This is a genomic window from Planktothrix sp. FACHB-1365 (genome assembly GCF_014697575.1).
Classification (GTDB): Bacteria; Cyanobacteriota; Cyanobacteriia; order Cyanobacteriales; family Microcoleaceae; genus Planktothrix.
Genome location: NZ_JACJSC010000002.1, coordinates 1 through 24434, shown reverse-complemented (window position 1 = coordinate 24434; position 24434 = coordinate 1). Strand labels below are relative to the sequence as shown.

Below are 24434 nucleotides of genomic sequence, written 5' to 3'. Positions count from 1 at the left end.
GCATAGACAGCATCTCAATTAATATTATATGAACTCTAATCCTTTACAACCTCCTAATCCTTTGTTGGAAACCCCCCTAAGTTTAATTACAGGTGCAACCTATCCCTTAAAAGCATTGCAGTTATTTTATAACAATCCACCCTTAAGAGGATATGTAATTTTTCCAGTAATTGTTAATATTATTGTCGGGATTTTTCTCTATTTTGGATTATTGCTTCCGGGGTTAAGGGGAATTGAGGTTATTGTCTTGAATTTGGGGACTCAAATTGATCAATGGGTGGCTAATTTACCCCAATGGTTGCACTATTTAGATATTTTAGCCAGTGTTTTAGGGTGGTTATTACGGGTAGGTTTAGTTACAGGACTCTTATTAATTATTGGGTTTCTGCTATTACAGTTTGGAGGAATTTTAGGCGCGCCTTGGTATGGTCAACTTTCAGAAAAAGTGGAAGAACTGCAAACCGGAAAACCCGCAGTATTACCTCCCCAAACCCTCACCAGTTCAGTTCAGGATATTGGACGAGCAATTTTATATGAATTAAAAAAACTAGGGTTACAAATTTTAATTGGAGTCCCTTTACTTTTATTGAATTTTATCCCCGGTTTTGGAACATTATTGTTTACAATAGGAGGCATTACTTTAGCTTCAACCATTGTTTGTTTAGACTTTTTAGATTCTCCAATGGAAAGAAGACGGTTTCGGTTTAGAGATAAATTAAACATGATTTTTAGGACATTTCCCGCTAGTGTGAGTTTTGCTTTAGTTTGTTTTGGATTAGTGGTGATTCCATTTTTAAATTTATTATCAATTCCGGTTTGTGTGGCGGCGGGAACAATGTTTTTTTGCGATCGCATTTTATTAAATAAAGTTTCTTGATTTTCAAATATGACCTCACGTTATTTGTTATATAAAGATTATGAATCCGGTTTAAATAATAACTTAATGGGATTAGAAATAGCCGTAGGATTAGCTTATTTAACCCAACGGAAATTAGTCTTTTACGGTTCAGTGGGAGAAGAAAAGAATATCTTACCTGTGCGGGGTGGATATTTTTTATCGGTTCCCGAAAGTCGAAAACATATTATTAATATTGATAAATTACCGACTATTTTAGATTTAGTTGATCAACTTCCAATTCCAATTTTAAATTATTCTGAATTTTTAGCAGAAACCCAAGGAAAAAGTCTCAGCCATTATCATAGTGATGTGAGATTAGTTAATGCTGTTTTTGTTCCTAATAATATTACTATTGACCCTAACGTTTTATCAGATTTTGCCGAAAATCGCATCATTGTACAGGATGTGGAACAGGATATTTTACAATTTAGTGCTTGTAATTTAGCTTATTATTCCCGATTTTTTTATCTTCCTTCCCCTGCGGTATATTCCCTGATGGAAGCGATTCAATTTAAACCCATTTATCGCAATTTAGCAAATAAAATTTCTCAAACCCTCGGACAATATAATGGGATTCATATTCGTCTAACAGATTATCGGAACTGTATTCCCCATCGAGAAGAAGATCATCCCTATTTAGTTTTAAAAACCTTAAAAGAAATTTTTTCTCCTGAAGAAATGCTATTAATTTGTACAGATGAATCTGAAAATATGGATTTTTTTAATCCTATTCTAAAATCTTATCAGAATAGCATTTTTATTGATCAGTTTATTATAGAAAAATTTTTACAAGAGTTTAAAGAATTACCCTTTACCGATGAACAAACTCTAGGATTAATTTGTAATTTAGTAATGTGGAATTGTCAAAAATTTGCCGGAAGTTTTCGCAGTACCTACACGGGAATTATCCATAGAAATTGGTTGAGAAACCAACTCAAACAACAAGTTCATCCCTCAGCGTTAACCTTTAAATTTGTAGAAAGCGGTTTTTCCCCTGGAGAGGTTCAATTTCATCTGGGTTCCTATCCTGAAATTAACCCTGGTTTGTTTAGTTGGAATCGTATTCATCTTCCTATTGTTAGTGAAATGAAATCCTGGTGTCGAGAATGGCCGGAATCTATTTGTTTAATAGTATAGATTCTTCGCTACGCTCAGAATGACAGAAATATTGCATATAAAAATTAGATTAACAAATTGTAGGGGCTAGGTCTCCTCCATTAGTATCAACTTCAGCCAAAAACTGGTGATTATAGCCCAGATTAGATCCCCCTAAATCCCCCTTAAAAAGGGGGACTTTGATCCCCCCTAACCCCCCTTGAAAAGGGGGGTTAGGGGGGATCATTGACGCTTAAAAAAATCAAATAACTTTCGCTAATAAGCCTACTTTTAGCGCGATTGTTGACACTGATGGGTCTCCTCGCCCTAACACCTATAATTGATATTAGAGCTATAGTGATCGCATTTTACCTCAAGATTTCTTCCCAAAATCCCTAAACTATTATTAATTTTCCTAACTCTCTTTTAACCGCTTGTCAGAAATGCTGTAACATTAATTGTAGGGCTTGTATAAAATTAAACAAAATCCTAATAAAATTCTCAACCCTCTACGATAATGAAATGCTGCATTAACCCCCAATGTCCGAACCCAGACAACCCCGATAATACGGTTTACTGTCAAAGCTGTGGTGTCAAAATACCCGACTTGCTGCGGGGACGGTTTCGGATGATCAAATTGTTAGGACAAGGGGGGTTTGGTCGGACTTATTTAGCCGAAGATATCGATAAATTGAATGAAAAATGTGTCGTTAAACAGTTTGTTCCCATGATGCAAGGAACAGCAGGACTACAAAAAGCTTTAGAATTATTTGAACGAGAAGCGAGACAACTGCAACAACTGGGACATCATGCCCAAATTCCGGCATTATCGGCTTATTTCTCAGAAAACAATCAACTCTATTTAATTCAGCAATATATTGAAGGGGAAACTTTAGATCAGATTTTACAAAAACAAGGGGTTTGGACAGAACAGCAAGTTAAGGAATTATTAACCAGTTTGTTACCTGTTCTACAGTTTATTCATGAAAAAAACGTGATTCACCGTGACCTCAAACCCGATAATATTATGCGTCGTCGGAATGGGGAATATGTGTTAATTGATTTTGGGGTAGCGAAAGATTTATCAGCAACGGTGATACATACTCAAGTAGGAACCCGTGTGGGGTCTGATGGATATGCAAGTCGGGAACAAATGCAAGGGGGAGATGCTTACCCCGCTACTGATTTATATAGTTTAGGAGCAACTTGTTTTTATCTATTGACTAAAATTTCACCTCTGGAATTATGGTTAGATGACGGTTACAGTTGGACGAAAAATTGGCAAAAATATGTCAAGCAAGATCTTAGCCCAGAATTAAATAAAGTTCTTGATCAACTATTAAAAAAAGATATTGAAGATCGTTATTCTTCTGCTGATCAAGTGTTGCAGAATTTACAGATAATACGACCACAACCAGCGCAAAAGTCCTCAACGCCACCACCGCCACCATCAACACCTCAACCGATACCCTCACCCCAAGCATCCTGGCAAAATGTTCCTTTGGTTGGCACTCTCACCGGACATTCACGTTCTGTCTGGTTTGTAGCCTTCAGTGCCGATGGTCGGACGTTAGCCAGTGGGAGTAAGGACAAGACGATTAAATTGTGGGATGTGCAGCGCCAACGGGAAATTGCCACTCTCACCGGACATTCAAATATTGTCATCTCTGTAGCCTTCAGTGCCGATGGTCGGACGTTAGCCAGTGGGAGTAATGACAAGACGATTAAATTGTGGGATGTGCAGCGCCAACGGGAAATTGCCACTCTCACCGGACATTCAGATTCTGTCAGGTCTGTAGCCTTCAGTGCCGATGGTCGGACGTTAGCCAGTGGGAGTTGGGACAAGACGATTAAATTGTGGGATGTGCAGAGTCAACGGGAAATTGCCACGCTCACCGGACATTCAGATTCTGTCTTCTCTGTAGCCTTCAGTGCCGATGGTCGGACGTTAGCTAGTGGGAGTGCTGACAAGACGATTAAATTGTGGAATGTGCAGAGTCAACGGGAAATTGCCACGCTCACCGGACATTCAAATATTGTCATCTCTGTAGCCTTCAGTGCCGATGGTCGGACGTTAGCCAGTGGGAGTGCTGGCAAGACGATTAAATTGTGGGATGTGCAGAGCCAAGGGCAAATTGCCACGCTCACCGGACATTCAAATCATGTTTGCTCTGTAGCCTTCAGTCCCGATGGTTGGACGTTAGCCAGTGGGAGTGCTGACAAGACGATTAAATTGTGGGATGTGCAGAGCCAACGGGAAATTGCTACTCTCACCGGACATTCAAATTGGGTCATCTCTGTAGCCTTCAGTGCCGATGATCGGACATTAGCCAGTGGGAGTGGGGACAAGACGATTAAATTGTGGGAAGCACGATAGGGTTAGGTTGGAGTAGCAGAAACCGGGTTTCTATAGATATCTTGATTTGTGGCAATTAATTTTAATGAGAAACCCGGTTTCTAGGGATATTTGCGATCGCCATCAGAAACCGGGTTTCTGTAGATATCTTGATTTGTGGCAATTAATTTTAATGAGAAACCCGGTTTCTAGGGATATTTGCGATCGCCATCAGAAACCGGGTTTCTATAGAAATCTTGATTTGTGGCAATTAATTTTAATGAGAAACCCGGTTTCTAGGGATATTTGCGATCGCTTTCAGAAACCGGGTTTCTGTAGAAATCTTGATTTGTGGCAATTAATCTCAATGAGAAACCTGGTTTCTTGGAGTATTTGCGATCGCTTCCAGAAACCCGGTTTCTGCGGAAGTCCTGAGCTTGTAGCCGAGAAACATCACTCCTGAGATCATCAATAGGTTTTTCTTCCCGTTAAGCTGTCTAGTGCTCCCGGTTCCCTGCTATAATTGTTAAGATATTTGAAAATTTTTTCAATTTCTTGCAAAACTTGGTTACAAGACCCAATCCTATGTCTCTTCCCATTCGCAACGTTGCAATTATTGCCCACGTCGATCACGGCAAAACGACCTTAGTGGACGCACTTCTCAAGCAATCTGGCATTTTCCGTGAAGGGGAAGAGGTTCCAGATTGTGTCATGGACTCTAATGATATTGAACGGGAACGGGGTATTACCATTCTCTCCAAAAATACCGCAGTTCGCTATAAAGACACCATTATTAATATTATCGATACTCCGGGTCACGCCGACTTTGGAGGCGAAGTAGAACGGGTGTTAGGCATGGTGGACGGTTGTATTTTAATCGTCGATGCCAACGAAGGGCCCATGCCTCAAACCCGCTTCGTCCTCAAAAAAGCCTTAGAAAAGGGTTTACGGCCTATTGTTGTGATTAACAAAATTGACCGTCCTCGCGCCAACCCCCACACCGCCGTTGATAAAGTCTTAGATTTATTCCTCGAACTCGGCGCCGATGATGACCAATGCGAGTTCCCCTATCTATTTGCGTCTGGTTTAGGGGGGTTTGCCAAACGCAGCCTAGAGGAAGAAAGCTCAGATATGCAGCCGATGTTTGAGTATATCCTCGAATATGTTCCACCCCCAGTGGGAGATGTGGAAAAATCCCTACAAATGCAAGTCACCACCCTCGATTATTCTGAATATGTCGGGCGCATTGTGATTGGTAAAATTCATAATGGCGTGATTAAAGCCGGACAACAAGCTGCCTTAATGAAAGAAGACGGTAGTATTGTTAAAAGCAAAATTACCAAATTAATGGGATTTGAAGGCTTAAAACGAATTGAACTGCAAGAGGCATCTGCTGGAAATATTGTAGCGGTGGCTGGATTTGCCGATGCTAATATTGGGGAAACGATTACCTGTCCCAATGAACCTCTAGCGTTACCCTTAATTAAAGTCGATGAACCGACCTTACAAATGACCTTTTCGGTGAATGACTCACCGTTTGCGGGACAAGAGGGAAGTTTGGTGACATCACGACAAGTCCGCGATCGCTTAATGCGAGAATTAGAAACAAACGTTGCTTTGCGTGTGGACGAAACCGACTCCCCGGATAAATTCTTAGTCTCAGGACGGGGGGAACTACACCTCGGTATTTTAATTGAAACTATGCGTCGGGAAGGGTACGAGTTCCAGGTTTCCCAACCCCAGGTGATTTATCGGGAAGTCAACGGTCAACCCTTTGAACCCTTTGAATATTTGGTCTTAGACGTACCCGAAGAAGGCGTGGGTAGCTGTATTGAACGCTTAGGTCAACGACGGGCGGAAATGCAGGATATGCACGTTGGCGGTAATGGACGGACTCAGTTAGAGTTTGTTGTCCCCGCACGGGGTTTAATTGGCTTCCGAGGGGAATTTATGCGGATGACTCGTGGGGAAGGCATTATGAACCACAGTTTCCTCGAATATCGGGCTTTATCGGGAGATATTGAAGCCCGTCGTAACGGCGTATTGATTTCCTTTGAAGAAGGAGTCAGTACCTTCTACGCCATGAAAAATGCTGAAGACCGAGGAGTGTTTTTTATTAAGCCCGGTACTAAAGTGTATAAAGGTATGATTGTGGGTGAACACAACCGCCCTCAAGATTTAGAACTCAATGTCTGCAAAACCAAACAGTTAACCAACCATCGGTCTGCAACAGGCGATGAACTGGTTCAGTTACAAACCCCTGTGGATATGAGTTTAGAACGAGCCTTAGAATATATTAGCTCGGATGAATTAGTGGAAGTCACACCCGAATCTATTCGTCTACGCAAACTCAGCAAGAAGTTAGTGAAACGTTAACCCCCTCTCGTTCCCAGGCTCCCGCCTGGGAATGCCATTCGGGAGGCGGAGCCTCCTAACAAAGATGGCATCAATTTCTAGCTGCATTGCATGAACAAAGGCTATTAAATCAGCAAAAAGAATCCTGCTCTGTTAACCATTCAGTTGATCTATAGCGCTACGCATTACAGTTAGGACATTTCCAAATCCTGAAACCCTTTCACTTCTTACTGTTCGGTGTTCCCAGTTAAGCTGTTCCCTCTTCAAGTAGCGCTATAGTTGAGAGCAAGGAAATCAAAGTTAATAATTTTATCCAAGAAATTCGGTAAAAACTTCCTGAATTATTACAAAAATGGCAATCACAACCCTATCCTTTACAAGATCGTTATTTTTGGGGGGCGTGGGTTTGTGTGGGTCGAGAGTTTTCTCCATCGCTCCTATCCTCGTTTGAAAGACTCCCCCTACAGAGCTAATATGAAATCCCCTTATAGATGCTACAGATGATTCCCCCTAACCCCCGTGTAGAGACGTTCCATGGAACGTCTCTACACGGGGGAATTTGTAGCAAACATTTAGGGGATTTCAAATAAATTGTCAAGTTCCTGTTGCATGAATGTTTTCACCTGTTGGTAACAAATATCTACATACTCTCGATCATTAGCGGCTTCTCGTCCATAGCGTTCAAACTCAATTACCGGACAAATGTGAATTTTAATTTTTGCGGGCAAAGGAAAATTGGGTAACGGCCCAATTCCCACTCCCCAAGGCAACCCTAAATAAATGGGAAATACCTCTGGGTCAAGATTTAATAACCAAGGCATTCCCAAGTTGTGCAGTTGTTTTACCCAGTCGTAAATATCCGTGAGCACAATTAACGTATCGTGGGCACCGGATGAAATCACCGGAACAATGGGGGCTTTTTCCCGCAGTGCTAACTTAATAAATCCTTTGCGACCCGCTAAATGAATTTGGTTGCGTAAGTGATGGGGTCGAAACACATCCTCACCGCCACCGGGATAAACCAAAACGGGCGCATTTTCCCGTAAAGCAGCCATTCCCATGCGAGGATGAGCCATCAATGCTCCACAACGCACCGCCGAAGTTGCGACTTGTGGGGAAACCTGCCAAACTTTCGGGTGCATGAGTCCGTAAAGTAAGCGTTCGGCTCCGAAGCGACGACACCAAGCATACAACCCCATAAACATATCAGGGGCGGCTAACCCTCCATTATGGGAACCAACTAATAACATCTTATTTTGAGGGGGGAGATTTTCCCAGCCAGTGGTTTTGACCTGAAAATAATGGTCATAGAACCAACCCAAAAACGGCATTAAGGATCGGATATAGTCAGGATCACGATCCTGCAATGACCAACCTGTGAAACGGGAATTCGCGGTTGGGTCGGGAGAGGGGTTAGAGTTGAAGAAAAGGTTCAAGATCTCAGAACTGTAAGCGTTGCATCCGTCAAGATAATCTAGTTTTGAGGAAATTGGCAACTATAGCGCATAATTCTAGGGAATAGGGAATAGGGAATAGGGAATAGGGAATAGGGAACAGAAAATTTGTATTACAACCGTTTTAAAACCATTAGCGATCGCTCAGTTACCGTCATAGCTTTATCCAAAGTATAACGAATATCATCTTTAACAAAACGAGAGTAACTCGTATCAATTATAACTTGCCATTCTCGATTTGCCATCGGTTCAGGAAGGAAGAAATCTAGGGGTTCATAATGAGCATTGAACAGGATATAGAAACTATCATCAATAATGCGTTCTCCCCGTTCTCCTGGTGTTAGAATCGCTTCTCCATTTAAAAATACACCAATGGCTTTTGCAAACCCCATATTCCATTGTTCTTCGGTCATCACAGCACCATCGGGGTTAAACCATCCAATATCCGTAACTCCTGAACCATAAATTGCCCGACCTTGGAACCATTTACGACGACGAAAAACGGGATGTTGACGACGAAAATAAATCAATTGACGGGCAAAGTCTAATAAAGAAGAATTTTCTTCTTGTAAATTCCAATCTAGCCAAGAAATTTCATTATCTTGACAATAGGGGTTATTATTTCCTTGTTGCGATCGCCCAATTTCATCTCCTCCTAACAACATGGGAACCCCTTGAGATAACATCAAAGTGGTTAAAAAATTACGGCGTTGACGGTTGCGGAGTTTCAACACATCAGGGTTATCTGTAGGCCCTTCTTCTCCACAATTCCAAGAGCTATTATGTTGATCTCCATCTTGGTTATTTTCTCCATTAGCTTCATTATGTTTATAGTTGTAACTCACTAAATCATTCAACGTAAATCCATCATGAGCCGTGATAAAATTAATACTGGCATTAGGGCGGCGACCATTAAATTGATATAAATCTGAACTTCCTGTAAAACGATAGGCAAATTCTGCCAAAGTTTGGTCTTCTCCTCGCCAGAAATTGCGGGCATTATCTCGATATTTTCCGTTCCATTCTGACCATAATAACGGGAATTCACCGACTTGATATCCCCCTTCTCCAATATCCCAAGGTTCAGCAATTAATTTAACATCCGATAACACTGGATCTTGATGAATAATATCAAAAAATGCAGCTAATCGATCTACTGCATAGAGTTCCCGTGCTAAAGCCGAAGCTAAATCAAATCGGAACCCATCGACGTGCATTTCTAACACCCAATACCGCAAACTATCCATAATCAATTTCAACACTTGCGGATGGCGAACATTCAGGGAATTACCACAGCCTGTAAAATCCATATAATAGCGAGGATCTTCATCTACTAAACGGTAATAAGCTGCGTTATCAATGCCTTTTAAAGATAGAGTCGGCCCCATGTGATTGCCTTCTCCGGTATGGTTATAAACCACATCTAAAATAACTTCAATTCCTCCTGCATGGAGGGCTTTAACCATTTGTTTAAATTCTGTGACTTGTTCCCCTAATGTGCCACTAGAACTATAGCCTGAATAGGGGGCAAAATAATTAATAGAATCATAGCCCCAATAATTTTTTAGCTTTTTATCCACTAAATACCCTGGATAAGCTAAATAATGATGTACAGGCATTAATTCGATAGCTGTTATCCCAATCGATTGTAAATAAGAAATACTAGCCGGATGTCCGACTCCGGCATAGGTTCCCCGTAATTGTTTAGGAATATCAGGATGTAGCTTTGTAAATCCTTTGACATGAGCTTCATAGATAATTGTTTCATGAAAAGGGGTGCGTAAAAGTTGATCATCTCCCCAATCAAAGGATTCATTAATGACAACAGATTTAGGAACTAAATGAGCATCATCTTCTTCAGAATAGGAAAAATCTTGATCCTGATGTTCTACAATATAACCTAACGTTTCTATCCCCCCTTGAATATCCCCATCTAGGGCTTTAGCATAGGGATCAATTAATAGTTTATTGGGGTTAAAACGATGACCTTCATGGGGTTTATAAGGGCCGTGGACTCGAAAACCATAGCGTTGACCTGGCCCTACACTGGGTACATAACCATGCCAAACAAAATTACTAACTTCTGTTAAAGATACACGAGTTTCTTGTCCCTTTTGATCAAATAAACACAGTTCAACCGCCGTCGCATTTTCCGAAAATAAAGCAAAGTTTGTTCCTTTTCCATCCCAATGAGACCCTAATGGATAAGGTTTACCCGGCCATAAAGGAATATACATAGCGTTGACTCCAGGGGATAGGGTTTAAAAATGTTACATCCCAATTTTTAGGGAATTTAAGAATAACAGTTTTGAGATTCAATCCTATCAAGTTGTATAATTTAAAAACATATTCCTAAAGGTAGATTTTTGTTATTTTTACTATTAATTTTTAACAGTCATATTGTTACATTATTAACATTGCAGGTTAAGTAGAGATTTCTTCAGAAGCTAAAGATTTAACTTGCACAAACATGATTCCTGCTCCTAATAATGCTATCGTTAATCCTGCTAAAAATGAACGTAAAATTCCACTTCCACCCGACCAAGGAATGATAAAAATAATCCCGGCTGCTAGGATGAAACTTATCCCCCAACAGCCACTAATTAAAATGAGCTTTAAAACCGAAATTTCAGATTGAATTTTCTTAACAACAACACCCATGAAACAACCGCCAATCAACCCCGCAATGGTAAAATTAATCAATTGACGAATTGAACCCAAGGTAAAAGATGCTAAATTAAACTGATTAAAGGCAATATCATATTCATTAATATAAGCACTTAATTGTACTCCTATAGCTAAAGCGATCGCCCACATTAAAGCAATAATAAAAACCCGAATTCCACTTAAAGACGGAACAACTTTTTTTAATCCCCATCCCACACTTAAACCACCTATTAATCCACAAGCAGCACCCACAATAACCCGTTCTTGCAGTAATTCTGAAGTTAATATATCGAAAGTGGGAACATTTCTGGAAATATCCCATAAATTGAGTAAAAGTCCCACTGACCAAAATAAACTAATAATTAAAAGGTTAAGTATCATTTTAATAAAAATCAAAGAGTTTAAAATTGATGGCAGTCCCCTACTTAGGGTATTTAACAAGGTAGCAAACCCCAAAAACTAGGGTGAAGTTTCTTTTATTTCTGTTCCCTGTTCCCTGTTCCCTGTTCCCTCATTTTCTCATATTGATAAGAACGATTTTCTGCCCCCCAAACTTGTTTACCTTTAGCATCAAATCCCCGATCTTGAGTTTCCATTCCTTGTTGATCTAACTTAATCGTATTCGTAATTTTAACCGCTCCCTTAAAATTAGTTGCACAGCCTCCCGGTTGAGTTTCACCCCTATATTCAGTTCCCACAGGTTTCAAAAATACACTACAATTAGCATTTTGTATTTCTTGATAACTAATCACCCGTTCTGATAGAGATTTCTGACACAAACCAATCCAATTTTTAGGATTAATCAGTTTAAAACTAATGGACTCAATACTATTTCTATCCGCACTGGGTTTAATTTCTAAAACTCTCTGACGATAAGGTTTTGATAAATTGCGCGTTAAGGCTTGTTCTTGATAGAGAAAAACCCCGTTAAAATGTTGAACAGAACCGTCTGTATTGTTCAATTTCACCTCACAAGTCGTCATGCGAACACTAGGCGCATCAGGAATAGCTTTAGCCTGTGCTGAAGTCTCCATTACACCTGCCAAATAAGATGCTACTTCCTGAACACGACTTTGCATCGGATCAAGTTGAGTCCTGCATCCACTCAAAATAAAGGCAACCCCTAAAATAGAAATGGGAGATAATTTAATCATCGGAACATCCCAACCGTAGTAAGCCCTTCAGGGCTTCAAAACATTGTAGATCCACTTTCTAACATTACCTTGTAAATTATTATTATGCCAACTTACACCGGAATTTCTAGCGAAGCCTTTCGTCATCCCCTGGATAAAGAAGCAGAAGCCGCTCTCCGCAGCGTTCCAGGTTTCGATTTAATTGCCAGTAAATTTGTAGAATTTGTCTATGAACGACCTCAATATGTTTACTTAATGGGAAATGCGATACAAGTTGGGCCGAGACAATATGCGAGTATTTATCATCTATTTCGAGAATGTGTTCGAGATTTAGATATTTTTCCTGAACCCGGTTTATTTGTCTCTCAAAATCCCCAAGTTAATAGTTATGCTTTGGGACAAGAACACCCTTATATTATTCTGAATACAGGTCTTTTAGACTTAGTAGATGAAGCGGAATTACGAGCGGTTCTAGCCCATGAATTAGGGCATATTAAATGTGGTCATCCGATTTTAAATCAGATGGCAATTTGGGCGATGGGTGTAGCTTCGATGTTAGGAGAATTAACCTTTGGGTTAGGAAATTTAGTCAGTAGTGGTTTAATTTATGCCTTTTATGAATGGCGAAGAAAAGCCGAATTATCCGCAGATAGAGCCGCATTATTAGTCACAGATGATCTCAAATGTGTGATGAAATCCATGATGGAATTAGCGGGAGTGAGTACAAAATATGCCCATGAATGTAGTTTAGATGAATTTATTCGTCAATCAGAACAATATCGAGATTTAGATCAAGATGGATTAAATCAAGTGTATAAATTTTTATTGTACAATGGCGGTCAAGGTATGATGTTAAGTCATCCTTTTCCCGTTGAACGCATTCAATATTTACAACACTGGGCTAATTCTGCGGAATATCAGAAAATTCGCTCCGGTCAATATCAACGAGCGACCGCCGAAGGTTCTGTTAATGTTAAAGCTGAAAAACCTAAAGATGAAGTCGATGATTTACGTCGCCAAATTGAGGAGTTACAAAATCAAATTAATCGGATGAAATCTAAATAATATTCTCCAGAAGCCAGGTTTCTGTATTAATCTAGCTTTAATATCATTAACTCTGGGGGAGAAACCCGGTTTCTGGACACAGCAAAGAACTTTAGGCAAAAATAGAAGTATAAAAATGAATCAAAGTAAATCTTCCTCTTATCTGAAATAGATTGCATACCGCAATTTTAACAATTTTATCTAAGGAGTTAAGTTTTTAGGGGCGATCGCACTGCATTTGTTTGTGCTAATATTAAAGAGCTTAAACATTAACCCTTAAAAGTATAAGTTAGAGCAAAAAAGATCGTGCTTTTGGCTCTTTAGAAAAAAGGGCAATCGCATTTATTTTTGTAATTACGCCATCATTTAACGTGCAGTTTCAGCTTGAATTTCTCGAATAATGGTGGATATTTCTTCTTCTGAATCAAGATGTCTTGCCAGAACTTGAGCCGTTGTATCCAACAGGCGTTCTGAAAAGGCTTTAGTTAAGTCTGTCCGTAAGCCTTGTCCTATATAAAACTTCAGTAACGCTTCTACAGACATATCTCGAATTGTCGCTATTTTTGTCAGTGATTCTAAAGTATCTGTTGGGATTTCAATCGAGACTGTTTCCGTGATTCAACGAACTAAATCTGTCGATAGAAGAGTTAGTCTTAATAGGCATAGAAAACTTTCTCGCACGGGGAGAATTTTCTTCACCAAATACTGCTAAAAATTCCCTTAACAAAAATGCTGAAATTTCCACAGAGGTAGTTGAAAAATTTTATGCACTAGCCTCCAATTGGGAGAAAGAGGTTTCTGGACTGTCTTCAACTGCTCAAATGTCTGAGCATCCAGCCTATCAGGAAATTATTAATATGGGAACTAAAATAGTGCCGCTTTTGCTATTAGAACTGAAAAATAATCCGCTTTATTGGTTATCAGCGTTGAGTGCAATTACGGGTGAAAATCCGATTAAACCAGAACAAAGGGGGCGAGTAAAACAGATGGCATCAGCTTGGATAGAGTGGGGTAAAAATCAAGGTTACGCCATCGAAGATAATGTATAGAAGACCAGAACTTGAAGTTAAGTGGCCAAATTTATTCATTAATTAGAGTGCGGCTAATGCTATTGTATGCGCCTGAAGAAATGATCGGAAGGATTGAATATATTTGACATAATTGTAGGATGATTGCACTTTTGGAAAAAACGCGATCGCATCTTGTAAAAAAATAGCGATACCAAAGAGGCAGAGCCTCTATAATATATTCCCAGGCAGGAGCCTGGGAACTAGGTGAAGTCCCCTATACAGGCACAACATTCTAAGCTACCAAAAAACATATCTTGACAGTTATTATTATTGTTGTGATTAGCTAACAAATTACTTTGAATTATTAACTTAGCATCTCGGCACAGAGCAAACTGCTGACGAGCTAAAGGGATAGCATCAAGTAAACCCACTTCTTCGATTATATTTTTGATGTTTTCAGAACAGGATGAACCATACAAAATTCGAGAAGCACAAGCAAATCCCTTTTGGGGAGAAATATGTTTTTGGTAAGCACGGATAGAACTAATAGCAGCTTGACGAGTTATATCATCTGTGATTTCACCAACATCTAACAATCAGGACTTACGCAAGGACGCTATATATAGCGCCTGATCGGATCAGGCGATCGCTTGATTCAGACACCAAGCGCGATATGCCTCCGGCACGCTACGTGCAAATCGCTGATAATAAAGAGAATCAATCTGTGTTTGAATTGATGAGTAAACTAAATAAAAGAAAGTTTCAGAGAGGGATGTTTAAGCTCTTGGCTCAGGTAATCTGCTAACAAACTAGCTTTTAACTGATAGACAGTTTGAGAAACTTTCTTAGCCATACGAGTCAGAAAAATCCAAACTAATAAAGCACAAGCAATGTGATTTTTCTGAATACTCGCTCGACGACATTGGCAAGATTCTATCCCGGTTAATTGTTTAATTTCTCGGTGGAATTCCTCAATTTTCCATCGCAGTTTACATTCAGATATGACCTCATCTATTGAAGACTGATTTAAATCATTTGTAGCTACATATTCCGTTCTGTTGGCAGAAACAGTTACCCGAAATAGTTTAACTTTTTTATCTTTAGGGAATTTATTTATTTTGATTAGCTTTCCCTGTTTTTCTTCAATTTCAGACCAAATTAACTGTTCAATAGGCTGATATTTTTTTTGACCCCCTGTATCATCAACTAACCGATTTTTTTTGAGCGGAACATAATAAATTTTCCCTAAATTATCAATCAAAGCCATTAGCTTTTGGGCTGCGTACCAACTATCCACGTATCACTTTCGCTACAGGAATCTTTTTTTTAAAGACGACATCATTCAGCATATCTGCTACATGATCCAGCTTGGTGTGACCATCCCCATCTGGGTCATAAATTCGATAATCAATCACTGAATAGTATCCCGTTTCGGGATTTACATAAATACAGCTTATTAAACCAATTCCTCTAATCACTCGATGTTCATTGCCGCTATATTGACGGCGGACAAGTTCAATTTTCGAGGAAAATCTCTTGTCGAGTACCGTATCATCAAAAACTAAACAAGCTTCGGGATGGCTCTGAAGTTCTGAATGCACTTTTTCCCAAATCACTTCGGGTGTTAAGTTTTCTGAATTCAAGTAACGATTAATTGTATCATGGCTAAACTTTTGAATATGTGCAGCAAAGTTAGTTAGAGTATAGTTGATTTGGCTACTCAGGAGATATTGGCAATAGTATAGATAATTGATGCTCATATTTTTGGGCATAAATTCTGATGCTATTTTAACATTCCTTATTCTCCGTTTCCAGATTTCTTTTGGGAAGCGCGATGCCGTGAGGCGGCTACGCCATCGCGCTTCTCCTTAGTACGCTACATATAGCGTCACTGCGTAAGTCCTGTTAAATTTGAGAGGTTTGGGAGAAGCAGCAACAGAAATTTTAAGACAGAAAGGATTAAAAGATGAGGAAAACTGGTTAGAATTAATTACCCTGTACCAAGGTCATCCTTCCTGGTTAAAGATTATCGCTGCAACTATTAAAGAGATTTATAATGGCAGTGTTTCTCAATTTTTAGCCGATCAACAACATATCTATTTAGGAGATTTAGAACATTGTCTGGAATTGCATTTAGAACGTTTATCGCCATCTGAAAAACAGGTCATTCATGGGTTAGCGCATCAAGAGCAACCTACAGATTTTTCTGAAACCCTTCTTGATGTTGAATTATCAAAATCTGAATTTTTGCAGGTTATAAAATCATTAATTCGGCGTAGCTTGATTGAAAAAGTGGAAATGGGAGAGCGATCGCTATTGACTCTCAATCCCATTTTTAAAAGCTATATTAAACAGAAATGAGGGGGTATTGATTCCCTTTCTGTTTTTGTTGGAATCAAGCGATCGCCCTAATTGTTTGCTACAATAACATACAATGCTTAATGATCATCTAAAAAATCTATGTCAATTCTTTTTACCCATCTTCAGACAATCTGTTCTTTCAAATTTGGGTTAACTTAAGAAACCGGGTTTCTCCCCCAAATTTAATGATATCAAATCCCGATTAATACAGAAACCCGGTTTCTGGGGTCGGTTCAGGAATCCTGAATAGACTCAGAAACCTGTGAAAGATACAATAAAGATATTCTAGTATAGGTTCTAACTCAATCAGTAACTAACATGATGAAACTGGATCACGTTCAAGCTAAACCATCTTCGGGTTATATCGGAAAAGGGGTAATCCTACTCAGCATTTTAGCGGGAACCATGATATTTACAAACCCCAAGCGGGAAGAATATCTCAATTATGCCTCTGATCAATTATCTACAGAAATTAAAAAATCCATTTGTCAAGAGTCTCAAGTCCCTGAATTTTTAAAAGGACTATCTAATACATTAGTCAATACTTGTAATACCTTAGTCGTTACTCAACGAGACTTCATTAAAGATACAATTAATAAATCCACAACCCAACAAAATGCTCTTTTATTTAGCGTTTATACAACCGAAATTATGGGCTATAAATATCAAACATTAGGAGGATTTGGTAATTTTGTAACCTTTCCCACAAAAGACCCAAAAACTTCTCAATCTGCTTCTAAATAAGGGGATTGAGAACTGCCTTCAATGTCTTGTTTTAATCGAGTAATAAAACTATCTCGATTGACTTGATTTAAAATCCCTTGAATGGCGGTATCAATTCCATTTTCACCCCAAGTACAACCTTTTTCTAAATATACTTGCGCTGCTTGACCGACGGTATAAGTTAAATAGGCAGAAATTGACGCTTGAGTAATGGCAATTCCGGCATAATTTGCGAGATCCGTTGCTAACCCAGCGGCACTTTTACCAAATCCTAATATCCAACCACTCCCCAATTCAGCTAATAATAATCCTCCTGAACTTAATAGAATTTTTTTCCATAATTTCCCCGCTTCATAGCTGGTCATTGGTAAACCATATAAACGAGCTAAAGAACGAATTAAAATTAAATCACTGATTGTTGCACCCAATACATCTAAAATAGCAATGGGATTTAACGCCACAGCTAAAGCTTTATAACGGGTAAATTTCCAAATTAATTCTTCTGCTTCTGACGCTTGTAATTGAATACTTTGACGAGCAATAATGCGTTCCGCTTCTCTGGCTTGAACTAAGGCATTTAACGCTAAAAGCGATCGCCCTTCTCGATTTAATAATTTTACAATAATTTGTTTTAATTCATCAATTTTAGGCGGTGGAGACTCCCATTCATGGGTAATTTTACCATCCGGCCATTCAATTCTTAATTGTATGGGGGCGGGTTCAGCCGATACCTTGACAATTTCAAATGGGGCTGATTTCTGTGGAGTGTCAACGGAATCAACCGTAGAAAAATTATCTGCTTCTAAGGTTTTACTCTGGATTAATTGTTGTAAATTTCGATAAATTTTATCTTGTTCTGATTCTGTATATAAATCAATTTTATTAAAAATAATAATTAAAGGTTTATGGGCATTTTGTAATTCTGAAAGTGCATCATATTCCGTTCGAGTTAAATCCCCCGATACCACAAATAAAATTAAATCCGCTTGGCGAGTAACATCCTTTGCCATTTCTCCTCGCACTTGTCCCGCCACTTCATCTAATCCAGGGGTATCAATTAATTCAACTTGAATCGGATTTTGTGCTTCAATATTATCAATCCGGTTGGGTTCTTCAATCTGCGGTAACGATACGCTCCAACGCACAGAACGAGGCCATTGAGTCACCCCATTTAACGGCCCGGTTTGCAGAACTTTTTCCCCTAATAACGCATTTAAAACCGCCGATTTGCCGCGACTGACTAACCCAAATACTGCAATTCTAATGACTCCTTGTTCAAGTTTTTCTAAATTTGTTGATAAAACTTCTAACTGTTTTTGTAATGTCGCTTGTAATTCAGGATGAGAGCTTCGCCGTTGACGTCCTAAATGGTGATAACGGGTTAAGGTTTGTTTTAAACTAGAACGAGCTTGATTAAAATGATTGTTCATTATATAAGGGGTTGTTGGGAATTACAAATTACGAATTACGAATTACGAATTACGAATGGGCAATGATTGATGATCAGCAATCATTGAAATGTAGGGGCGAGGTCTCCTCGCCCAGACCAAAGTTTTATCTCTGAAAACATTACCCCATTTACGAAGAAGACAAAATTTCTTCTAGGGCAGGTTTAACCGTAGGATATTGATAATTAAAATTGTAGGATAACGTGCGTTTTGGAACGACTTGTTGACCTTGGAGAACCACCTGCGCCGCATCTCCTAATAACATTTCTAAAGCAAAATCAGGAACCGGAAGCCAAGACGGACGATGGAGAACTTCACCCAAAGCATGACATAACTGATCCATTTTTACCGGGTTGGGTGCGGTGGCATTTAGAACTCCTTCAACGGAAGAATTCGTTAAACTAAATAGAATTAAATTGACTAAATCTTCCCGATGAATCCAAGAAAACCATTGATGTCCTGAACCCAACGGCCCCCCCGCAAACAGTTTAAACGGAGTCAACATTTTTCCTAATGCTCCCCCCATTCCCAAAACAATTCCTAATCTTAAAATCACTAACCGAGTGCCCACTTCTTGCACCTGTTGGGCGGCGGCTTCCCAAGCTAAACAGACATTGGCTAAAAAATCCCGTCCACTGGGACTATTTTCATCAAACAGAGCCGTTTCGCTGCTTCCGTAATATCCAACGGCTGAAGCACTGACGAGAACACTGGGTTTAGAATCCGCGTTTTGAATGGCTTCGACTAACTTTTGAGTCGCCGTTGACCGACTTTCTAAAATTTCCTGTTTGCGTTGGGGTGTCCAGCGTTCGTCCGCAATGGGAGCTCCCGCCAAATTGACCACGCCATCACATCCAGAAATCGCCTGTTGCCAAGTCCCCGATTTCGTTGGAGTATAACCCACAATTTCTAACCCGGAAGAGACAGAACTAGGAAATACTCGTTTAGCCCGCTCTGGGTTGCGGGTCAGGACTAACACCGAATGACCGTCCTCTTGCAGTCGTTCTACTAAACGACTTCCGACAAATCCTGTTGCTCCTGTAACTGCTACTTTCATTAAAATAACTCTTAATGGCTGAATGGTCGCACCTGTGTCTTTAGATTATCAAATCTTCGGTACTTCCCAGGTGCGGGTAGCAAGCTAACATGGGGGAAAATAACCTTAATCTTTCTGATCAGAAACATTCCTGAAAACCCCCGCTTGAAAATCATCATGCTGATCCAGAAAAAATCAAAGCTTTTCCTAGTTGTTGCCGCGATCGCCTGTGTTGGGAGTATCGCCACCTTCATTTATTTAACTCATCAACGGTACAAAGCCTATAGTTCTGTAGAAACGGGCAAAGTTGTACCGGGTGAAGCGATCATGGCAACCTTTGTTTCTCCCACGCCTCACGCCTTATCACAATTACAAAATTTTGGTACTCCAGAAACCCAAGCGTTAATTGGGCAGGGAATTCAAGCCTTTCAACAGCAAAGTTTAGCAGGCACAGCGATTAATTTCAATCGAGATATTCAACCTTGGATGGGGGGCGTGATGGTGGCGTTATTACCTCGTGATCCGGTTAAACCCGCTTCTGAACCTCAACTGTTAATGGTGGTAGGGATTAAAAATCAATGGAAAGCTTGGCTTTTTGCCCAAAAATTAAAGGCTTCATCGGATATTGAAATTCAACAAAGTCAATATCGAGGAATTACCTTATCCCATTATCTCGAAAAAAGTGGAAAACAATATCATGTTGCGGTTGTTAATGATCAATTAGTGATTGCAGCCCATCCCGAACCTGTAAAGCGGGCGATCGATACCTTCAGAGGATCACCCTCTCTAGTGAGTTTATCAGGACAATCCAACCTTTTCTTGAAAAGTGCTAACCTCTCCCATCCCTTAGTCATCGTGTTAATAGCAGACTATGATCGGTTTACAAAAGAGGTGGCGACGACTTGGCCGGAGGCTTCCGATTTATCTCTGAGTCCCTTATCTTCCTTGACCTCGATTCAATCTGTTATTTTCGCAGTTGGGGTAGAACCGGAAGGACTTCGCTTAAAAGCAATTGCCCAGTTACGTCCCACTGCCACTATATCCCGGCGTTCCCCGGAATTTGGGGAAATGGTAAATCGCTTTCCTACAGAAACCCTCGCCTTTGTCAATAGCCATGATCTGCATCAACTGTGGTTACAATTTTTAAACTTAGGAAAAAACAATCCCCCTCTTGAGAACTTGACTCGTCAAATTCGTTTGGGACTACAAGCGATTGATTTAGATGCTGATACAGATGTCTTTGGCTGGATGGATGGGGAATTTGCCTTGGGTGCGATCGCTTCGGAAAAAGGCGTGTTAGCGGCTTTGGGACTGGGAGGCGTGTTATTAATTGAAACCAGCGATCGCCCCGCCGCAGAACGAATGTTAAATAAATTGGATGCTATTATTGCTAATAGTAATCCGCCGATTAATATTGAACAAAATGTTCTAGCTGGAGTTGAAGTCACCGAATGGAACGATCCTAAGCAAGGAACCTTATTTGGACATGGATGGTTAAGTTCAAATTTAATGTTTGTTGCTTTTGGAGGGCCTGTGGTGGAAGCAATCACCCAGAAACCCCAACATCCCCTAAATCAAAGCCAACAATTTCAATCGATTAGTAAATTTTTACCCAGTCCCCACCATAGCTATGTTTATTTAGATATGGAAAAAATTACGGGTTGGGCGATGGGATATTTGTTAGCGTCCCCGGCTATTTCCCTGCAACCCAACCGCATGATGATGCTCAATTCAATTCGAGGCTTGGGTATCAGTGCCACGTTTCCTGATGTTTCCACCGTTGAGGTGGAGATGGTATTGGTGCTAAAGCCGAAAAGCTAAAAAAAGGAACATAAGTCTGAGAGGTAACGGTTTTCAAGCCTTTTCTAGTATTTTGGTTGCAGATGTGAGTACCATTAGACTAAGCATAAAAATGTTTTCTTAACATGACTCAGGAGTCCTTGCTTTAGCTACAAATCATGCTAAAACCGTTTTTAGGTCTATTCAAAGCGTATGCGTATATTAATTTACTCGTATAATTACTATCCTGAACCCATCGGTATTGCTCCTCTAATGACAGAGTTAGCTGAAGGTTTGGTTCAACGAGGTCATCAAGTTCGGGTAATTACCGGAATGCCTAACTATCCTGAACGCCGGATTTATCAGGGATATCAGAATAAATTTTATCTGACGGAAGAACGTCATGGAGTGGTGATTCAGCGTAGCTATATTTGGGTACGCGGCCCTAAACCGGGGTTATTAGATCGTCTTCTCCTGGATAGTAGTTTCATGCTCACCAGTATTGTTCAGGCGTTTAAGGGGTGGCGACCTGATATTATTTTTGCAACGGTTCCGCCTTTATTAGTCAGTGTTCCGGTGGGTTTATATGCTGGGGTTCGTCGTTGTCCGGTGATTCTCAATATTCAGGATATTGTTTCAGAAGCCGCCCTACGGGTTAAATTAGTCAATCCTGATGGAGTTGTGGTTAAAACAGCCCAAGCCGTTGAACAATTGACCTATGAAAAGGTGGATCGAATTTCTGTGATTGCCACGGGTTTTATTGATAAGTTAGTTGAACACGGGATTCCTGAAGAAAAAATTGTTTATATTCCCAATTGGGTCGATACAAAGTTTATTCGACCCTTACCCAAAATTGATAATTCTTTTCGCCAAAAGTATCAACTTCAAGATAAATTTGTGGTTCTGTATTCAGGGAATATTGCTTTAACCCAAGGTTTAGAAACGGTGATTAAAGCAGCAACTTTATTAGAATATATTCCTGATATTGCTTTTGTGATTGCCGGAGAACAGAAAGCCTTGCAAGAGTTAGAGAATTTACGCGATAACTATCAAGCCCAGAATATTTTATTAATTCCCCTGGAACCTCGTGAAAAATTACCTGAAATGTTATCGGCTGCCAATGTAGGATTAGTGGTGCAAAAACGAGAAGTTACTGCTTTTAATTTGCCTTCAAAAATTCCGGTTTTATTAGCTAGTGGTTGCGCCATTGTTGGTTCTGTTCCTGATACGGGAACCGCAAAAGAAGCAATTCTTAACAGTGGAGGGGGAATTGTTGTTCCGCCTGAAGATGCAGAAAGTTTAGCCAATGCAATTGTCGATCTTTACAAAAATCCAGAGCAGGTCAAAATTCTAGGTCAACAAGGTCGAAAATATGCAGAAGACTGTTTTAGTATTGAACAAGCATTGAACAAGTATGAACAGTTATTTACAGAAGTGGTAACGAAGTCTACACCCATCCCAGAACCCTTGACTAAATCTGTTAGATGACAATAGAATGTAAACTCGAATCATCGGTTACGGGAAACTCAGGTATTTCCTTTATGGCCTTCGCAAAATCCGAACCATCCAAAATCGAAAAGAAGGATTAAAATAATCAGTAGATCTCTATGGCATTGTCACCCCTGGCTACAATCTTAGCCATTCAGGATTAACCAACTGCAACCGATTATTATACGAGGAATACAAGAGCTTAATGTTTGATAACGCCAAAACCAAATACGCCTCTGATCAAGTGATCATCTCTGCCCTTTCTGGGGATGAAGATAGCAGCCGGGAAACCGCCCTAGTCGCCGCACGAGCAGCCGATGATCGGAAAGCGGATAATATTCTGGTGCTGCGCGTATCAGAAGTATCTTATTTAGCTGATTATTTCGTGATTGTAACGGGCTTTTCTCAAGCTCAACTCCGGGCAATTTCTCAAGCAATTTCAGATCAAGTTGAATTAGAATTACAACGACTTCCCCTCAGAATTGAAGGTCAAAATGATGGTAACTGGGTTTTAATGGATTATGGAGATGTAATTATCCATATTTTATTACCCGAAGAACGAGATTTCTATAAATTAGAAGCCTTTTGGGGTCATGCCGAGCGAGTCCGTTGGCAATCTTAAATCCATTATAAATCGGGTTTTTATAGCCACCCAGCCCCAAATTAAAAACCGGGTTTTTATAGATAGCTTGTTGAGCCACCCAAAGATTGGAGAAAAAACCCGGTTTCTGAGTCCCAACCTAGCACGAGAAACCGGGTTTTTGTAGATAGCTTGTTGATAAACCCAAAGATGGGAGAAAAAACCCGGTTTCTGAGAACACTAGCGACAAATTTATTAAAACCCAATTCATCGTAGGGGCGAGGCGCGCCTCGCCCCTACAGGGGGTGTAACCATTTTTTAGAATTAATAATCCTGAGCATTAAGATTGTTCAATAAGATTGAAACTTGCTCTATAAACTATCTCTAACCCTGTGTATGATGAATCGAAAATTTATCTGACTCTCATTCACAAATATTGATTAACTACGGTAAACCCTCACAGGGAGGTGTATTACCAGAATTACCAGTAATCATACCCATATTGAGATCACCCAATTTGTCTAGTCTACATTAGACATCTCCGAAAATCTCCAAATGCCCTCTATAGCTAATTTTGGAATCTCTAGCACTCCTGTGCCGGCTTCTCCAAAAGTAACGGATTCATAGGCTTTTTCAGTCACATTAATAATAACTAATGAATTTTATCTCTGATATTCAATCATTTTTCAAAAGAATTCTTGGCTATTCTTAGATGGTAATACAATCGCTCCTATTCGCCATCTTATTAATCCACATACTGTCAAGATTACTGCTTCATAATTTTGCCTCTTTAACCGAAATCTTTTTGATTATTCCCCAATTCCTGGCTTCTTTCTCTCCACAATTTCAGATCACTTGTTGCTCCGGTATAACCCACAGCTACATCCACTATTTCTTTTCAATTTGGCATGACAATGACTTGATTTTTAAAGGTATGTGTCTTTTTCTTTCCTGAGTAATATTTTTTCTGCTCTTCATTGTCTGTTGGTCTTTCCCTGGGCTGTTCATAGCTATCTACTACTAACTCA

The 24434-nt window shown here is 39.8% G+C and carries 21 protein-coding genes and 1 pseudogene; 12 read left to right on the top strand and 10 right to left on the bottom strand.

Annotation, left to right across the window (positions count from 1 at the left end; all coding sequences use genetic code 11):
- Positions 1 to 28 precede the first annotated feature (28 nt).
- From H6G57_RS04355 to typA, 5 genes are all read left to right on the top strand, one after another.
- Positions 29 to 877: an EI24 domain-containing protein gene (locus H6G57_RS04355; protein ID WP_190516360.1), complete on the top strand. Its 849-nt coding sequence runs from the start codon at positions 29 to 31 to the stop codon at positions 875 to 877.
- Positions 878 to 886: 9 nt separating this feature from the next.
- A complete protein-coding gene (locus H6G57_RS04350; RefSeq protein ID WP_190516359.1) occupies positions 887 to 2035 on the top strand; it encodes a hypothetical protein in 1149 nt (382 codons plus the stop codon).
- 475 nt (positions 2036 to 2510) lie between these two features.
- Positions 2511 to 4370, top strand: coding sequence for a serine/threonine-protein kinase (locus H6G57_RS04345; protein WP_190516357.1), 1860 nt, complete (start codon positions 2511 to 2513; stop codon positions 4368 to 4370).
- 46 nt (positions 4371 to 4416) lie between these two features.
- Positions 4417 to 4791 carry a hypothetical protein gene (locus H6G57_RS04340; protein ID WP_190516355.1) on the top strand — a complete coding sequence of 125 codons (375 nt, stop codon included), beginning with the start codon at positions 4417 to 4419 and terminating at the stop codon, positions 4789 to 4791.
- A gap of 122 nt (positions 4792 to 4913) precedes the next feature.
- The gene (typA, locus tag H6G57_RS04335) at positions 4914 to 6704 is read left to right on the top strand and encodes a translational GTPase TypA (RefSeq protein WP_190516353.1); all 1791 of its coding nucleotides are present in this window, start codon (positions 4914 to 4916) and stop codon (positions 6702 to 6704) included.
- A gap of 551 nt (positions 6705 to 7255) precedes the next feature.
- Here the strand turns inward: typA and H6G57_RS04330 are convergent.
- The 4 genes from H6G57_RS04330 to H6G57_RS04315 all read right to left on the bottom strand — a co-directional run bounded on the left by H6G57_RS04330 (position 7256) and on the right by H6G57_RS04315 (position 11958).
- Positions 7256 to 8014 (bottom strand): lysophospholipid acyltransferase family protein, encoded by a 759-nt coding sequence (locus tag H6G57_RS04330; RefSeq protein ID WP_190516813.1) that lies wholly within the window; start codon positions 8012 to 8014, stop codon positions 7256 to 7258.
- Between the two features lie 236 nt (positions 8015 to 8250).
- Positions 8251 to 10374 (bottom strand): glycogen debranching protein GlgX, encoded by a 2124-nt coding sequence (glgX, locus tag H6G57_RS04325; RefSeq protein ID WP_190516351.1) that lies wholly within the window; start codon positions 10372 to 10374, stop codon positions 8251 to 8253.
- Between the two features lie 187 nt (positions 10375 to 10561).
- Positions 10562 to 11185 (bottom strand): hypothetical protein, encoded by a 624-nt coding sequence (locus tag H6G57_RS04320; protein ID WP_190516350.1) that lies wholly within the window; start codon positions 11183 to 11185, stop codon positions 10562 to 10564.
- Positions 11186 to 11280: 95 nt separating this feature from the next.
- A complete protein-coding gene (locus H6G57_RS04315; RefSeq protein WP_190516348.1) occupies positions 11281 to 11958 on the bottom strand; it encodes a chromophore lyase CpcT/CpeT in 678 nt (225 codons plus the stop codon).
- 84 nt (positions 11959 to 12042) lie between these two features.
- On the opposite strand from H6G57_RS04315, the gene H6G57_RS04310 reads away from it, so the two are divergent.
- Positions 12043 to 13002 carry a M48 family metallopeptidase gene (locus tag H6G57_RS04310; protein WP_190516346.1) on the top strand — a complete coding sequence of 320 codons (960 nt, stop codon included), beginning with the start codon at positions 12043 to 12045 and terminating at the stop codon, positions 13000 to 13002.
- Between the two features lie 345 nt (positions 13003 to 13347).
- Here H6G57_RS04310 and H6G57_RS04305 read toward each other — a convergent pair whose 3' ends face one another.
- Positions 13348 to 13524: a hypothetical protein gene (locus tag H6G57_RS04305; RefSeq protein WP_199313982.1), complete on the bottom strand. Its 177-nt coding sequence runs from the start codon at positions 13522 to 13524 to the stop codon at positions 13348 to 13350.
- 278 nt (positions 13525 to 13802) lie between these two features.
- Between H6G57_RS04305 and H6G57_RS28850 the strand changes: the two genes are divergently transcribed.
- On the top strand, positions 13803 to 14030 hold the full coding sequence (locus H6G57_RS28850; protein ID WP_242048865.1) for a hypothetical protein: 228 nt from the start codon (positions 13803 to 13805) through the stop codon (positions 14028 to 14030).
- A 221-nt stretch (positions 14031 to 14251) separates the two neighbouring features.
- On the opposite strand, the gene yidD is transcribed toward H6G57_RS28850, so the two are convergent.
- Both yidD and H6G57_RS04290 read right to left on the bottom strand, forming a co-directional pair.
- The gene (yidD, locus tag H6G57_RS04295; RefSeq protein WP_190516345.1) at positions 14252 to 14587 is read right to left on the bottom strand and encodes a membrane protein insertion efficiency factor YidD; all 336 of its coding nucleotides are present in this window, start codon (positions 14585 to 14587) and stop codon (positions 14252 to 14254) included.
- 149 nt (positions 14588 to 14736) lie between these two features.
- A pseudogene (locus H6G57_RS04290) lies at positions 14737 to 15751 on the bottom strand (transposase).
- A 160-nt stretch (positions 15752 to 15911) separates the two neighbouring features.
- Here H6G57_RS04290 and H6G57_RS04285 point away from each other — a divergent pair.
- The gene (locus tag H6G57_RS04285) at positions 15912 to 16352 is read left to right on the top strand and encodes a hypothetical protein (RefSeq protein WP_190516343.1); all 441 of its coding nucleotides are present in this window, start codon (positions 15912 to 15914) and stop codon (positions 16350 to 16352) included.
- A gap of 318 nt (positions 16353 to 16670) precedes the next feature.
- Complete coding sequence (locus H6G57_RS04280; RefSeq protein ID WP_190516341.1) at positions 16671 to 17096, top strand: DUF4359 domain-containing protein; 426 nt, start codon at positions 16671 to 16673, stop codon at positions 17094 to 17096.
- On the opposite strand, the gene H6G57_RS04275 is transcribed toward H6G57_RS04280, so the two are convergent.
- Positions 17078 to 18505: a GTP-binding protein gene (locus tag H6G57_RS04275; protein WP_190516339.1), complete on the bottom strand. Its 1428-nt coding sequence runs from the start codon at positions 18503 to 18505 to the stop codon at positions 17078 to 17080. The genes H6G57_RS04280 and H6G57_RS04275 overlap by 19 nt on opposite strands.
- Positions 18506 to 18653: 148 nt before the next feature.
- Positions 18654 to 19580: a TIGR01777 family oxidoreductase gene (locus tag H6G57_RS04270; protein ID WP_190516337.1), complete on the bottom strand. Its 927-nt coding sequence runs from the start codon at positions 19578 to 19580 to the stop codon at positions 18654 to 18656.
- 156 nt (positions 19581 to 19736) lie between these two features.
- Between H6G57_RS04270 and H6G57_RS04265 the strand changes: the two genes are divergently transcribed.
- The 3 genes from H6G57_RS04265 (at position 19737) to rsfS (ending at position 23448) form a co-directional block, all read left to right on the top strand.
- Positions 19737 to 21380 carry a DUF3352 domain-containing protein gene (locus tag H6G57_RS04265; RefSeq protein ID WP_190516336.1) on the top strand — a complete coding sequence of 548 codons (1644 nt, stop codon included), beginning with the start codon at positions 19737 to 19739 and terminating at the stop codon, positions 21378 to 21380.
- A gap of 171 nt (positions 21381 to 21551) precedes the next feature.
- A complete protein-coding gene (locus H6G57_RS04260) occupies positions 21552 to 22826 on the top strand; it encodes a WcaI family glycosyltransferase (protein WP_190516334.1) in 1275 nt (424 codons plus the stop codon).
- Positions 22827 to 23031: 205 nt separating this feature from the next.
- Positions 23032 to 23448, top strand: coding sequence for a ribosome silencing factor (gene rsfS / locus H6G57_RS04255; protein ID WP_190516332.1), 417 nt, complete (start codon positions 23032 to 23034; stop codon positions 23446 to 23448).
- An 856-nt stretch (positions 23449 to 24304) separates the two neighbouring features.
- Here rsfS and H6G57_RS28845 read toward each other — a convergent pair.
- The coding region (locus H6G57_RS28845; RefSeq protein ID WP_242048875.1) for a transposase family protein at positions 24305 to 24434 on the bottom strand (130 nt) is incomplete at its 5' end.

Excerpts from the sequence above, each read along its gene's own strand:
- H6G57_RS04355 (WP_190516360.1), top strand. The coding sequence starts at position 29 with ATGAACTCTAATCCTTTACAACCTCCTAATCCTTTGTTGGAAACCCCC.
- H6G57_RS04350 (WP_190516359.1), top strand. The coding sequence starts at position 887 with ATGACCTCACGTTATTTGTTATATAAAGATTATGAATCCGGTTTAAAT.
- H6G57_RS04345 (WP_190516357.1), top strand. The coding sequence starts at position 2,511 with ATGAAATGCTGCATTAACCCCCAATGTCCGAACCCAGACAACCCCGAT.
- typA (WP_190516353.1), top strand. The coding sequence starts at position 4,914 with ATGTCTCTTCCCATTCGCAACGTTGCAATTATTGCCCACGTCGATCAC.
- H6G57_RS04330 (WP_190516813.1), bottom strand. The coding sequence starts at position 8,014 with ATGCCGTTTTTGGGTTGGTTCTATGACCATTATTTTCAGGTCAAAACC.
- glgX (WP_190516351.1), bottom strand. The coding sequence starts at position 10,374 with ATGTATATTCCTTTATGGCCGGGTAAACCTTATCCATTAGGGTCTCAT.
- H6G57_RS04320 (WP_190516350.1), bottom strand. The coding sequence starts at position 11,185 with ATGATACTTAACCTTTTAATTATTAGTTTATTTTGGTCAGTGGGACTT.
- H6G57_RS04315 (WP_190516348.1), bottom strand. The coding sequence starts at position 11,958 with ATGATTAAATTATCTCCCATTTCTATTTTAGGGGTTGCCTTTATTTTG.
- H6G57_RS04310 (WP_190516346.1), top strand. The coding sequence starts at position 12,043 with ATGCCAACTTACACCGGAATTTCTAGCGAAGCCTTTCGTCATCCCCTG.
- H6G57_RS04305 (WP_199313982.1), bottom strand. The coding sequence starts at position 13,524 with ATGTCTGTAGAAGCGTTACTGAAGTTTTATATAGGACAAGGCTTACGG.
- H6G57_RS28850 (WP_242048865.1), top strand. The coding sequence starts at position 13,803 with ATGTCTGAGCATCCAGCCTATCAGGAAATTATTAATATGGGAACTAAA.
- H6G57_RS04280 (WP_190516341.1), top strand. The coding sequence starts at position 16,671 with ATGATGAAACTGGATCACGTTCAAGCTAAACCATCTTCGGGTTATATC.
- H6G57_RS04275 (WP_190516339.1), bottom strand. The coding sequence starts at position 18,505 with ATGAACAATCATTTTAATCAAGCTCGTTCTAGTTTAAAACAAACCTTA.
- H6G57_RS04270 (WP_190516337.1), bottom strand. The coding sequence starts at position 19,580 with ATGAAAGTAGCAGTTACAGGAGCAACAGGATTTGTCGGAAGTCGTTTA.
- H6G57_RS04265 (WP_190516336.1), top strand. The coding sequence starts at position 19,737 with ATGCTGATCCAGAAAAAATCAAAGCTTTTCCTAGTTGTTGCCGCGATC.
- H6G57_RS04260 (WP_190516334.1), top strand. The coding sequence starts at position 21,552 with ATGCGTATATTAATTTACTCGTATAATTACTATCCTGAACCCATCGGT.
- rsfS (WP_190516332.1), top strand. The coding sequence starts at position 23,032 with ATGTTTGATAACGCCAAAACCAAATACGCCTCTGATCAAGTGATCATC.